The sequence below is a fragment of the Chitinophaga sp. Hz27 genome (assembly GCF_042263525.1).
GTDB lineage: Bacteria > Bacteroidota > Bacteroidia > Chitinophagales > Chitinophagaceae > Chitinophaga.
Window position 1 is genome coordinate 628,358 of sequence record NZ_JBHKFJ010000002.1, and the last position, 12,524, is coordinate 640,881.

The 12,524-nt window shown below is 45.2% G+C and carries 11 protein-coding genes; 8 read left to right on the forward strand and 3 right to left on the reverse strand.

Translation table 11 applies throughout. The annotated features are described in order from the left end of the window. Nucleotides 1-3: 3 nt before the first annotated feature. A complete protein-coding gene (locus ACE38W_RS06450; RefSeq protein WP_375829583.1) occupies nt 4-3,090 on the reverse strand; it encodes a SusC/RagA family TonB-linked outer membrane protein in 3,087 nt (1,028 codons plus the stop codon). 576 nt (nt 3,091-3,666) lie between these two features. Between ACE38W_RS06450 and ACE38W_RS06455 the strand changes: the two genes are divergently transcribed. Together ACE38W_RS06455 and ACE38W_RS06460 are read left to right on the forward strand one after the other, a co-directional pair. Beyond that, nucleotides 3,667-3,861, forward strand: coding sequence for a hypothetical protein (locus ACE38W_RS06455; RefSeq protein WP_375829584.1), 195 nt, complete (start codon nt 3,667-3,669; stop codon nt 3,859-3,861). A 70-nt stretch (nt 3,862-3,931) separates the two neighbouring features. Next, on the forward strand, nt 3,932-4,237 hold the full coding sequence (locus ACE38W_RS06460) for a hypothetical protein (RefSeq protein ID WP_375829585.1): 306 nt from the start codon (nt 3,932-3,934) through the stop codon (nt 4,235-4,237). Here the strand turns inward: ACE38W_RS06460 and ACE38W_RS06465 are convergent. After that, on the reverse strand, nt 4,234-5,127 hold the full coding sequence (locus tag ACE38W_RS06465; protein WP_375829586.1) for a YybH family protein: 894 nt from the start codon (nt 5,125-5,127) through the stop codon (nt 4,234-4,236). The two genes, ACE38W_RS06460 and ACE38W_RS06465, sit on opposite strands and share 4 nt — an antisense overlap. Nucleotides 5,128-5,265: 138 nt before the next feature. Here ACE38W_RS06465 and ACE38W_RS06470 point away from each other — a divergent pair, with 138 nt between their 5' ends. From ACE38W_RS06470 to ACE38W_RS06495, 6 genes are all read left to right on the forward strand, one after another. Continuing rightward, nucleotides 5,266-6,198, forward strand: a complete 933-nt coding sequence (locus tag ACE38W_RS06470; protein WP_375829587.1) for a GlxA family transcriptional regulator — start codon at nt 5,266-5,268, stop codon at nt 6,196-6,198. 67 nt (nt 6,199-6,265) lie between these two features. After that, nucleotides 6,266-7,033, forward strand: coding sequence for a DJ-1/PfpI family protein (locus ACE38W_RS06475; RefSeq protein WP_375829588.1), 768 nt, complete (start codon nt 6,266-6,268; stop codon nt 7,031-7,033). Between the two features lie 92 nt (nt 7,034-7,125). Further along, nucleotides 7,126-7,275 (forward strand): hypothetical protein, encoded by a 150-nt coding sequence (locus tag ACE38W_RS06480; RefSeq protein WP_375829589.1) that lies wholly within the window; start codon nt 7,126-7,128, stop codon nt 7,273-7,275. A 96-nt stretch (nt 7,276-7,371) separates the two neighbouring features. Beyond that, a complete protein-coding gene (locus tag ACE38W_RS06485) occupies nt 7,372-8,082 on the forward strand; it encodes a hypothetical protein (protein WP_375829590.1) in 711 nt (236 codons plus the stop codon). A gap of 126 nt (nt 8,083-8,208) precedes the next feature. Then, nucleotides 8,209-9,222 carry a pectinesterase family protein gene (locus tag ACE38W_RS06490; protein ID WP_375829591.1) on the forward strand — a complete coding sequence of 338 codons (1,014 nt, stop codon included), beginning with the start codon at nt 8,209-8,211 and terminating at the stop codon, nt 9,220-9,222. A 140-nt stretch (nt 9,223-9,362) separates the two neighbouring features. Next, nucleotides 9,363-9,902, forward strand: coding sequence for a lipocalin family protein (locus ACE38W_RS06495; protein WP_375829592.1), 540 nt, complete (start codon nt 9,363-9,365; stop codon nt 9,900-9,902). A gap of 86 nt (nt 9,903-9,988) precedes the next feature. Here ACE38W_RS06495 and katG read toward each other — a convergent pair whose 3' ends face one another. Further along, nucleotides 9,989-12,262, reverse strand: coding sequence for a catalase/peroxidase HPI (gene katG / locus ACE38W_RS06500; protein WP_375829593.1), 2,274 nt, complete (start codon nt 12,260-12,262; stop codon nt 9,989-9,991). Nucleotides 12,263-12,524 lie beyond the last annotated feature (262 nt).

A 12,524-nucleotide genomic window follows, 5' to 3' on the forward strand; every position in this document is an offset into this window, starting at 1 on the left:
GATTTAGAATTTGAAGTTTAAGCCAACAGCGTAGCCTCTGGTAGCAGGAACGCCTGCATAGTCGATGCCCACAGAACCTGAGCCGATTACGCCCGCACCTGCGGCACTGGTTTCAGGGTCCATTCCTTTATAGTTGGTGAACAACAGGAGGTTGGTGCCGGAAACGGTCACAGAAGCACCTCTCAGCCAAGGCATACGCTTCAGTTTTTCTGCTGGCATGGCGTAGGTAAGCGAAAGAGAACGTAAACGCACCCAGTTAACAGATTGAATGAAGAAAGGCGCATTTTTCAAATAATAGTCTCTGTAATATTTCTCATCTTTCACTACTGTTTTAGTAACAGGCTCATATTTGCCGGTAGTCTGATTGAGCGCCACACCGGTGAAGGTGGTTGTCTGGCCTCTATCCAGCGTCTGCTCACTTAAACCATAGAAAGTCAGCAGCCATTCCGTACCGTTATATACGTCGCCGCCTACACGAAAATCCCATAGCATATTAAAGCTGAAATTTTTGTAGGAGATACTGTTATTCAGTCCGCCGATTAACTTAGGTTCTCTGTTACCTACATAGGAAGTGGTGGCTGTAGAAGGTGTAGGCAAGCCGGTTTTGGCATCGAGGATGAGGTGGCCGGCAGAATCAGTCACCCATTTGGAGCCGCTCAATCCCATGAATGCGCCTTTGTCGAAGGATGCTGCTTTCGAATTACCTACCTGTACATCTGTAACATAGAGGATTGGAATTGCGCCAGGCAGCTCTTTTACGCGGCCAGCATTGTGAGATAAGTTGAGGGTTACGTCCCAGCTGAGTTTTGAAGTACGTATAGGCGTTCCTGTTACAGTCAATTCGATACCTTTATTTTCGATCAGACCTGCGTTTACAGATTTCAGGATATAGCCGGTAGCGTTACTTACTCTTGGTGAGAGGATCTGGTTTACGCTGCGGATAGTATAATAGGTGAAGTCGAATCCGATACGATTATTAAGGAAGCGCATTTCGGTACCAAACTCATAGGAGTTGGTATGTTCTGGGCGAAGGGCAGGGTTTCCCTGTTGCCAGTAGTTACGGAAGCCGCCACCAATAGTGAGCTCTGGGCCAAACAGACCTGTTTGTGTTACATATGGATCGGTATCTTTACCAACACCAGCCCATGATGCACGCACTTTACCGAAGGATAATACCGGGTGATCTTTCATTAGTTCAGAGAAGACAAAGCTACCACTGAAGCTAGGGTAGAAGAAGGAGCGATAGGCAACCGGTAAGGTGGAACTCCAGTCGTTACGACCAGTAACGCTTAGGTACAGCAGGCTTCTGTAGCTTGCGCGGAATTCACCATACATGCCCATCAGCCTGTGACGATATATATTATCATTGGAATAACGGTTAGCATTGATGGCGTTATTCAGGGAAATCAATCCAGGGATGATGAAGCTTTCAGCACGGATGGAAGTAGATCGAGTATAGTAATCTTCCGTAGTATGACCCAGCAATAAGCTCAGGTCAAAATCCTGGATTTGCTTATGGAAATTTAACATGAAGTTACTGTTGACAAAATTGTAACGTTTGTTAGTTTCGGAGAGCATACCATTCTGCCATGCCAGTTTCACTGAAGAACCTGGGCTGATGAGACTTCTGAAGTTGGTAGTGAAATTATCGAGGCCGAGGCGATAGGTGGCGTCTAACCAATTAGTAACCTTTACGTTGGTATAGATGCTACCGATGAAGCGGTTGGTTTGGTCAGACTGAGGGTTTTTATTAATAAGCCAATACGGGTTATCGGAATCATCGTCCAGTGGTATGTTGGGGATGAGGCGATGTTTGGAGCCGTCAGGGTTGAGCCAGTTTTTCATATTATCACTGCGCGGCCATGCGATGATACTTTCCATATATCCACTTCCGTTAGAACCCCAAAGACCGGTACCGGTAAGGGTTTTTTGCGTTGAACTTACTGCGTATGTAGCATTTACGCCAAAAGTAAAGCGCCCCAATACCTGTTCGCCATTGAAGCGAACGGAGGAGCGATCGTAACCAGTGGTAGGGACGATACCTGTTTGGGTCAGGTTAGAGGCGGAGAGGAAAAATTTGTTGTTTTTGGTACCACCAGAAATATTAAAGCTATTATCAAACGCGTGGGCAGCCTGGAAGAAGTCACCCATGTTATTGTATACTTTTTCACCTGGCGCAAATTCGGGTCCCCAGGAAAGGCCGGTTTGATCGGTGAAAGCGCCTGTGTAGTTGGAGCCTTGTTTATACTTGCTTTGTTGTTTAGGTAATCTATTTACAACATTGGTGGTAAATCTTGGTGTTACGGAAATAACTGCTTTTCCTTCTACTCCTTTTTTAGTGGTGATAACAATTGCACCTGCCGCTGCCTGAAGGCCATACAATGCTGCCGCAGCAGGGCCTTTCAGTACAGAGATGGACTCAACATCTTCTGGGTTGATATCCATAGCGCGGTTACTATTGGTTGTGGAGATATTGACAGAACCATCAAAAGCACTGTTATCGCCTTGTCCGGTGGAGTTGTTCATAGGTACACCATCGATCACGAACAGTGGCTGGTTATTACGTTCCAGGGAGGTGCCGCCACGGATGATGATAGAAGCAGAAGAGCCAGGAGCGCCGCCGGAATTGGTGACGTTGACACCTGCAATCTTACCATTCAGGGAGTTGATCAGGTTGGGGTCTTTGTTTTTCAACAGTTCTGTGGATTTGATTTCCTGTACGGCATAGCCCAGTCCTTTACGCTCTTTCTTGATGCCGAGGGCAGTTACTACTACTTCGTTGAGGCCTGTTTCTGTAGATACCAGTACAATATCGATTTTATTTGTACTGCCTACAATGACAGTCTGATTTTTAAATCCGATGAAAGAGAATTCCAGCGCCTGGCCGGGATTTGCTTTAATAGAATAGTGTCCCTGTGCATCCGTGGTGGTGTTGACATTATTGCTTTTGACCCTTACGGTAACGCCGGGCAATGCTTCCCTTTCACTGGAAGTAACTGTGCCGGAAATCACCTGTTGGGCATACACCAGGTGTGGGAGCAGCAGTACTATTAACGACATGATCGTTAATAACCTGAGTTTTTTTCTCATGGTAAACGTTTTAGAAATTGGTGATAATTGGTTACTGTTTAAAACTTATCAGCATAGGAGAATTCGTAGCGCTACTATCGTTGTTACAGCTACAGTCAATTACAGCTACTGACAAATAATAATGGACTTCTGATTCAGGAATTACGGTTTTTTAAGTCAGCTATTTTTATATCTCCCTTTTTAAAATTTTCTATTACTCAAGCAAAAGAATTTAAACATAAGCAGGTATTGGCACATAGGTAATCAAGCGTACATAACGCCCTTCCAGCAGGGTTTATTCCTTATCAACATCAACAGATTAGTCGGATTACAAATGTCTACAAGCAAATTTCTGGCAACTACTAAGATACTCCGTTCGATACTAAAATTCAAACACCTTAATAATTTTTTTTAGTTTGTTTTCGCTGAAAGAATGTTTTTTTAATATAGGCGTGGCCGTAAGGACGAGGTTTGCATTCCAAAGTAAGCAAAAGAAAAAAATGTCATAAAGCAAAGCCTCGTTTTTCTTTTCATGTACAAGAAAATTGTATGCTGCATAAAATTTAGTACATTTGTACTAAATTAAATTGAAGGATGATGGAAACATCAACAGAAAAGACCGCAGAGAAAGAAATGCCATTGCTGAAACGCTTGCGTAGCAGCGTTCTGCCGGTAAAAGAAACGGATTCGGCATGGATCCGTACCCTGAAGAATTCAGGATTTGTACTATTTGCCATTATGTTTGGAAGTGTTAGTTTACTACTGGTCACCGCCATCGCTTTGGTGTTATGATATGAGGAGATTGACAGATCCCATGTTTCTGGGGTATATACTTTGCTGGATGCTCGTCCATTGGTGCCGCATGGCCCATATACACCTTGGATGGCTTAATGATCATCTGACAGACTTCATTGCTGTACCGGTAATGGCACATATCAGTGCTGCCTTTATTGCGAGGGTGGTAGTTAAGCGAACGGATTATCATTATCCACTGGGGTATCTGTTATTTATTGCCTTGTATACCTCGGTAGTTTTTGAAGGCTTCCTGCCAAGGGTGTCTGCCGTTTATACTGGCGACTGGCTGGATGTTGCAGCTTATTTTGGAGGGGCGCTGTTTTATTACTTTCTACATATTCCATTAACTAAAAAACGGTACCAGCACTATTAATCGTGTACCACCATTTGCCGGAACATTTTATAATCGCCGTTGTCATCTTTTTTCCAGATATTAATACTTTTTCCGTCTACATTTCCTTCATTGGCGCCGTCTTTCCAGTGCACGTGATAGAAGCCATTAACGATCACAAAATCGCCGAGGTCTGTGAGAGAAGAGATATTAATCTTTACCGGATCTTTAGCCACTGCCGGACTTTCATGTTCCACATAGTATTTGTTGATAGCCTCTCTGCCTGTTATCAGGTCCCTGAAATAAGGCATATAGATGGCATCAGCCGTATATAATGCTGCCATAGCCGCACCGTTGGCCGTCATTACATTATGCACAAAGATTTCGTTCTTTTCGTTGAGGCGTTGCAGTAAGCTACTCCGGGAAGGCGTTGGTGTCGCTTTCTGCGGAATATCTATCACTGGCAATATATTCCTGGCAAGATCTTTAACAGAACCCTGGATCTCAGCTACGAGCAATGGCCGTTGGGGATTGGAGATATCCCATACATGCAAATATTTTGATTCGTAGAGATAAGGAGGGTTTTTTCCGAGTAATACAGTTGCTTTGGCGGTACCTATTTCTATGAGATGATTTTTTATTACCTGTATATCTTTTATTTCATGGCTGCAATTGCTGACAGTAGCGGCATCCATCCAGGCCCTAATATAAGATTCAATTGCGCTGCGACCCAAAAGCGTAGGGCTGTATTCCGGCATCCTGACGGCTTTATAGGTATAAAAGCTCATGATCTTACCCACATCGCGGGTAGCCCAGGCATCGTCCAGTTGTTGCTCGATAGCATTGAACTGCTGGTAATACGCTGTTGCGGGTTGTGCGTTGGCAAAACGGACCAGGGTTAGGAAGCTGATTAATAAAACCAGGAAACGCATAAACCAGTTATTAATGTTGTGAATACTGATATCAGGGTTATTGGGGAAATAAATATGTAAGCAAAGTAAGCTAAAAATGGATGTAGCCAATATGCAGTTGAATGATTTAAGACCTATTTAACTTACTATCTTAGCCTTATGAAATCCAGGAGGGTAATATTTTTTCTGTTTGACCAGGTGCATTTGATGGACCTGGCGGGGGCGGTGACCGTTTTTTATGAATCTGGCTGCTGCGGACAGCCTTATGAGCTCCGGTATGTATCGCCATATCAGCAGCCTGGCGTGTCTTGCGGACTTGCATTCACCAACCTGGAGCCACTGGAAGCGGTAACGATCACCTCTACAGATATACTAATACTAGCCGGCATGGACCTCAGTAAATGGAACCGTGCAGACGATATCAAATGGATACCCTGGGTGCAGGCAGCGGCAGCCACCGGAGCAATTGTTTGCTCTGTATGTACAGCCGCTTTTGCACTGGCAGTTGCCGGCCTGCTGGATGGGCGCTCCTGCACCACGCATTGGGGCTACACTGCTGCATTACAGCAACATTTTCCTAAAACACAGGTAGTAGAAAACAGGCTGTTTGTACAGAGTGATAATATCTTTACCAGCGCAGGGATTTCTACAGGAATAGACCTGGCGCTCAATTTAGTGGAGCAAGACCATGGCCCGGCTTTCGCTTACAAAGTGGCCAAAGACATGGTGATCTATATACGCAGAGATGGTACGGCCACGCAGCAAAGTGTGCACCTGCAGCATAGGCAACATATCAATCACCAGGTACATCAGGTGCAGGACTATATTGCCCATCATCTGTCTGAAAAAATAACCCTCCATGACCTGGCGGAAATGGTATATAGCTCTCCCCGAAATCTCACCCGCCTCTTTAAAACCCTTACTGGTATTACGATTGGACAGTATATCAAGGAACTTCGCCATGAAAAAGCCTTACAGCTGCTAAAAGAAGATCATAAGTTATCGTGGGTGGCGCAGGCCACAGGCATCAGCAGCCAGGGCGAACTTAGGCTCCTGGCAAGGATGGCAGGACGATCCGGAAAGTTGGCCTGATTTGGCGGGTGTTTGTCCTTATTTACACCCTGGTGCCAGCTTACCTTTGGTACACAATATTTCCTTTATGAAACGTTTACTCCTTTTATTATTATGTTTTCCTTTATGGGCCGTCGCACAGCAACAAGGGCCGTTGTATGTATGTCCGCCATGTGGTAGCTGTGATACCCTGACCTTCACCAAACCAGGTGCTTGCCCACATTGCCATATGAAGCTGATTGAAAAGAAAGCAGATGAAGCTAAACCTAAACGATACAGCATCTGTTTTTATCTCTATGAAGGTACAGAAGTCCTTGATTTTGCTGGGCCGATGGAAGTCTTTTCTTATGCAGGTTTCGATATTTTCACGGTAGGTAAAACCAAGGATCCTGTTACGGTTCAGCATATCATGAAGGTAATCCCTGATTATAGTATTGCGGATGCGCCGCCAGCAGATTTTTTTGCCATCTTTGGAGGCGATGATGATGTTGCTGGTAACGACCCTGAAGTGATCAACTGGATTAAAGCGAGGGATGCACAAACGCAAGGCTACTTTTCTGTTTGTACCGGCGCATTTGTCTTAGGTAAAGCTGGTTTGCTGGAAGGCCTTACGGTGACTACCTTTCATAACGCTATTAACAACCTGCAAAAGATGTTACCAGGTACCAAGGTATTGAAAGATGTAAGGTATGTAGATAATGGCAGAGTGATTACCACTGCTGGAATTTCTGCCGGAATAGACGGGGCTTTGCACCTGGTAGCACGCTTGCGTGGAGAGGAGGTAGCAAAGAAAATTGCAGCACAAATGGAATATGATAAGTATGTACCAGAACAAGGCTTAATAGTAAAACATTGATATTATTGAAAGATGAAAAAATTCTTACTGTTTTTGCAGTAAGAATTTTTTTATGTAGAAGAAATACATACATTGAATTACATTTCCCCCTTATGATTTCTTCTTCTTTGTACCTGGCCGAAAATGGCTATGGTCGCGCATCTGCACGTGTGATGCTTTTGTGTATTTTGTTGGTGATGACCAGCTGCTGGTATCATTTCAACAACCAAACATCTTCCTCTCCACCTATTCCCTCTACATAAATTATTGCCTCCCTTTTTGTTGGTATGCTACCGCATATGCTGTTACTGTTTTTTTGAATTATTAATACCCACTGCTATTAAATAACTCCTATTCTTATGAAATGCTTTTTGCTGGCTATAGCGTCATGCCTGTTGGCATGCCATGGCCTTCCCATGCCTGAAAATTCAACCCTGAGATCATTACCGGACAGTTTGAATAATTGCTGGATTGCCATTAACACAGATACGACCATAGAATACACGTCGGGAGATTATCTGCGTGTATACCGCCGGGAGAAAGACCTTGTCGGCATTTACCAAACAGATACTACGTGTATGCTTCTTCGTAAGCAGTATCACCGCTGGTGGCTGATAGATACCTTGCCCATTCGGTATTACATGATGTTCATTGATACGATGGATTTGAATGGAGATGGTTATAAAGATATCCTCATTCATGGTGAATCTGCGAATGGAAATTGGGTAGGCGTTCCCGTTATAAGCACCGCTGATGGCGCCTTAAAGGTAAGGGGAGATTGTATGCTTCCGAACTTCACCTTTGTGCCTGGCCTGAACGTCGTTCGTTCTTGTTGGGCGGGCAGTTGGTGGGCTACTTTTTTTAAGGAAGAATATTATTGGAAAAATGATTCGCTTGTATTCAGGGAGGGCGTGAGAATGTTGCCACCAGCCAGTATGGACGATAGTTCCGGTATTGATACCCTGGAATATTATCATCTGCAAGGAGATACACAAGTGGTGTATAAGCGCCTGATCAGTGACAGCAGCTGGCAGGTGTATGAACATGCCTTATGGGAAGGCATGGAGTAATGCTGGAGATGCAGGCTTTTTATTTTTAATACAAGGTCTGCATCTGCTTATATACATAATTATAGGGGCTTCCTTTTTATCATCTTAATCACTATTTTAGGAAGTTATTAAAAGATCTACCACGTTATGAATCGTTTATTACTTCAGATTACCTTTTTATTCTGTGTTATTAACATCTACGCGAATATTGCCAGTGGCCAGACAGCCAATCCGCAACAGTATAAATATGTTTTTACAGTAGCTAAAGATGGCTCCGGTGACTTTAAATATATACAGGATGCGATAGACGCCATGCGTGTATATCCACTGATGCCTATTGTGCTGTATATAAAAAAGGGTGTGTATAATGAGAAGATAGAGCTGCCTGCAACGAATACGGACGTACGATTTGTAGGAGAGAGCGTTGATAGCACTATCATTACTTTCAATGACTATAGCGGCCGTGGGAAACTGACTACTTTTACCAGCTTCACTGCCAGGATTTCGGGCAATAGATTTTTGGCGGAGAACATTACGTTTGTAAATGCCGCCGGCCCGGTAGGACAAGCGGTAGCATTGTATGTAGATGCAGACAGGGCGATTTTCCGAAACTGTCGGTTTTTAGGGCATCAGGATACGATCTTCACTGGTGGAGAGCAGTCCAGGCAATTATTTGTCAACTGCTATATAGAGGGAACTACAGATTTTATCTTTGGACCAGCAACCGTGTTCTTCAGTCATTGCGAAATTCACTGTAAGGCAAATTCGTTTATCACGGCTGCCAGCACTACACGTGGAAAGGCCTATGGCTATGTGTTTGCAGATTGTAAGGTAACAGCAGACAGTAATCTGACGGCGGTGTCTCTTGGGCGGCCCTGGCGTGCAGGTGCTAAAACAGTGTTTTTGCGTTGTGAGCTGCCTTCATGTATTAAGTCGGCAGGTTGGGATAATTGGAGCAATCCGCAGAATGAGCAAACTGTTTTTTATGGCGAGTATAAGAATACGGGCAAGGGTAATCAGCCAGCAAAGCGTGTTCCTTGGAGCAGGCAGCTGACAGACAAAGAAGCGGCAGCCTATACGCAGGCATTAGTATTTACAAGCACAGAAGATGGAAAATGGTTTGAAGATATTCAACAACAGAGTTTTACCTTTGTGAAGTAATTTGGAAATTGTTGTTTTTACGGTACGAAAAATAGGTGTTCCCCTTTCATCATATTGTAAGCAGCTGAATATATTTGCCGGCTCTCGCCGAGAGTCGCGGTGCCGGTATCATCATAAAGTTAAATGGAACAGCCATGATCATGCGTCGGAAATTACTCACTGGCGCCGCTTTGGCGGCAGGAGTACTCCTTTATGTTAAAGGACGTAGTGTTTCCATCCCTAAAGGCGCCACCGCAGTAAGGCCTTTCAAACTGAAAAAATACCTGGGCACCTGGTATGAGGTCGCTCATCTGGACTATCGCTTTGAAAGCAACATGAAAAATGTTAGCGCCACCTATTCGCTGACGCCAGGAGGAAAAATTAATGTGGACAGTAAAGGATTCGATGAGTCACTGAAAAAATGGAAAATATTCAGCGGTAAGGCGAAGTTCGTGAAAGATAAGGCAGAAGGCCGTTTCATGGTGTCGTTCTTTCCGTTCATATATGCAGGCCACAACGTAATCGATATCAGCGATGATTATGATTATGCGCTGGTGGCTGGCGATAACCTGCATTACTTATGGATCTTCTCCCGTACTACTGCTATCCCGGAAGATATTAAAAACAGGTTTCTGGCGAAAGCCAAAGGGCTGGGCTATGAGGTGAAAGCGTTGCGCTGGACAAAGCACGATGCAAAATAAGAGATTGTGTATTTGCTAAAACAGATAAGGGATGCTATTGGCATCCCTTATCTGTTTTGTTTTTTCATCCACCCGCAGGCGGAGATTTATTTTTTCAGGTCAAATCTATCGAGGTTCATCACTTTCGTCCACGCACCTACGAAGTCTTTCACAAATTTTTCTTTAGCGTCGCTACTGCCATATACTTCTGCTACTGCACGTAATTCGGAGTTGGAGCCAAACACGAGGTCGGCGCGGGTGCCTGTCCAGTTAGGTTTGCCGGTTTTGCGGTCATAACCCTGGTACAGTTCTTTATCGTCGCCGGCGGCTTTCCAGGCGGTATTCATATCCAGCAGATTTACAAAGAAATCGTTGGAAAGTACTCCTGGTTGTTTGGTGAATACACCGTGAGAAGAACCATCTGCATTGGTATTGAGTACACGCATACCGCCAACCAATACTGTCAGTTCAGGAACAGAGAGGGTGAGCAGCTGCGCTTTATCTACCAGGAGCGCTTCTGTGGATACAAATGACGTGTAGCGTTTGCGATAGTTACGGAAACCATCAGCAGCGCGTTCCAGGTGGCCAACAGATTCTACATCTGTTTGTTCCTGAGAAGCATCCATACGGCCAGGCGTAAACGGAACGGTGATAGTTGTTCCGGCGTCTTTTGCTGCTTTTTCTACCGCAGCACTACCTGCCAGCACGATCAAGTCAGCAATAGAGATTTTTTTACCGCCAGATTGTGCGTTATTGAATTCCTGTTGAATAGCTTCCAGTTTATCCAATACACCGGACAGCTGAACAGGATTATTTACTTGCCAGTCTTTTTGTGGAGCCAGGCGGATACGTGCGCCGTTGGCGCCACCGCGTTTGTCGCTACCGCGGAAAGTAGAAGCAGAAGCCCATGCAGTGGATACCAGTTGAGGAACGGTTAGACCAGATGCCAGCACTTTAGCTTTCAATGCTGCAACGTCCTTGTCATCTACCAGGGGGTGGTTTACTGCAGGGATAGGATCTTGCCATACCAGTTCTTCAGCAGGTACGTCAGTGCCGAGGTAACGGGCACGTGGACCCATATCACGGTGCGTCAGTTTGAACCATGCACGTGCAAAAGCATCTGCGAAAGCATCTGGGTTTGCGAGGAAGTGGCGGGAGATTTTTTCATATGCAGGATCCAAACGCAAGGAGAGGTCGGTGGTGAGCATGGTAGGCTTTTGCTTTTTCGCAGTATCGAATGCATGAGGAATGATATCTGCTGCATCTTTAGCCACCCATTGGTAAGCACCGGCAGGGCTCTTGGTTAATTCCCATTCAAAGGCGAAGAGGTTTTCGAAGAAGTTATTGCTCCATTGAGTAGGTGTTTTTGTCCAGGTAACTTCCAGACCGCTGGTAATAGCATCAGCGCCATGTCCGGATCCATAGCTGTTGCGCCATCCCAGGCCTTGTTCTTCGAGGCCGGCAGCTTCAGGTTCTTTACCTACATGACTTGCAGGGGCGGCGCCATGGGTTTTACCGAAGCTATGACCACCAGCGATGAGGGCAACGGTTTCTTCATCGTTCATAGCCATGCGACCGAAAGTATCGCGGATATCTTTAGCAGCGGCAATAGGATCAGGCGTGCCATCAGGGCCTTCCGGATTTACATAGATGAGGCCCATCTGTACAGCAGCGAGTGGGTTCTCGAGGTTGCGGCCATGTATCTGACCATCAGGTTTGTCATCAGCGATTACAACACCACCATTTTTTACGACACCTTCATCACCGCCAGCATAGCGTACATCACCTCCCAGCCAGGTGGTTTCAGCGCCCCAGTATACATCGGTATCTGGTTCCCATACATCTTCACGTCCGCCTGCATAACCAAAGGTTTTGAAGCCCATAGATTCCAGGGCGATATTTCCTGTAAGAATGAGAAGATCTGCCCAGGAGAGGTTACGGCCATATTTTTGTTTGATAGGCCAGAGGAGTCTGCGGGCTTTGTCCAGGCTAACATTATCCGGCCAGCTGTTGAGCGGCGCAAAACGTTGTTGTCCGGAACCAGCGCCACCGCGGCCATCGCCTACGCGGTAGGTACCTGCGCTATGCCATGCCATACGGATAAACAATGGACCATAATGTCCAAAATCGGCAGGCCACCATTCCTGAGAGTCGGTCATCAAAGCATGAAGGTCTTTTTTTACGGCCTCCAGGTCCAGCTTTTTAAATGCTTCGGCATAGTTGAAATCCTTGTCCATAGGATCAGAGGAAGTTGAATGCTGACGAAGCACGTTCAGCTTTAACTGATCTGGCCACCAGTCGCGGTTAGTAGTTCCGCCGCCGGCAACATTCTGTTTTTTTGCTCCGTGAAAGGGGCATTTGCTGATGTCGTTAGATTCCATTGTTAAAAGGTTATTCTATAAGTGAAATAATTTTCCTGACTTCGGCCGGTTCTGCTAGCCTGTTTGCTAACTGTACTTGGGAAACCGAAATTAGGACTTTATAGATATAGTCACAATCGATTAATCTTATAACGAAATAGGTATGATCTATTTCAGGCTGTGGCAATATCGCAGCGTATCATAGTTCACCATTACAATCTAGTGAAAACAACGGAGGAATCGAAAAGGTTGTTCGGGTAGTTGAATCGTAGGGAGGAGAAAG

What these genes read in the sequence shown, in the direction of transcription:
- ACE38W_RS06450 (WP_375829583.1), bottom strand. Translation starts at nt 3,090, where the DNA reads ATGAGAAAAAAACTCAGGTTATTAACGATCATGTCGTTAATAGTACTG.
- ACE38W_RS06455 (WP_375829584.1), top strand. Translation starts at nt 3,667, where the DNA reads ATGGAAACATCAACAGAAAAGACCGCAGAGAAAGAAATGCCATTGCTG.
- ACE38W_RS06460 (WP_375829585.1), top strand. Translation starts at nt 3,932, where the DNA reads ATGGCCCATATACACCTTGGATGGCTTAATGATCATCTGACAGACTTC.
- ACE38W_RS06465 (WP_375829586.1), bottom strand. Translation starts at nt 5,127, where the DNA reads ATGCGTTTCCTGGTTTTATTAATCAGCTTCCTAACCCTGGTCCGTTTT.
- ACE38W_RS06470 (WP_375829587.1), top strand. Translation starts at nt 5,266, where the DNA reads ATGAAATCCAGGAGGGTAATATTTTTTCTGTTTGACCAGGTGCATTTG.
- ACE38W_RS06475 (WP_375829588.1), top strand. Translation starts at nt 6,266, where the DNA reads ATGAAACGTTTACTCCTTTTATTATTATGTTTTCCTTTATGGGCCGTC.
- ACE38W_RS06480 (WP_375829589.1), top strand. Translation starts at nt 7,126, where the DNA reads ATGATTTCTTCTTCTTTGTACCTGGCCGAAAATGGCTATGGTCGCGCA.
- ACE38W_RS06485 (WP_375829590.1), top strand. Translation starts at nt 7,372, where the DNA reads ATGAAATGCTTTTTGCTGGCTATAGCGTCATGCCTGTTGGCATGCCAT.
- ACE38W_RS06490 (WP_375829591.1), top strand. Translation starts at nt 8,209, where the DNA reads ATGAATCGTTTATTACTTCAGATTACCTTTTTATTCTGTGTTATTAAC.
- ACE38W_RS06495 (WP_375829592.1), top strand. Translation starts at nt 9,363, where the DNA reads ATGCGTCGGAAATTACTCACTGGCGCCGCTTTGGCGGCAGGAGTACTC.
- katG (WP_375829593.1), bottom strand. Translation starts at nt 12,262, where the DNA reads ATGGAATCTAACGACATCAGCAAATGCCCCTTTCACGGAGCAAAAAAA.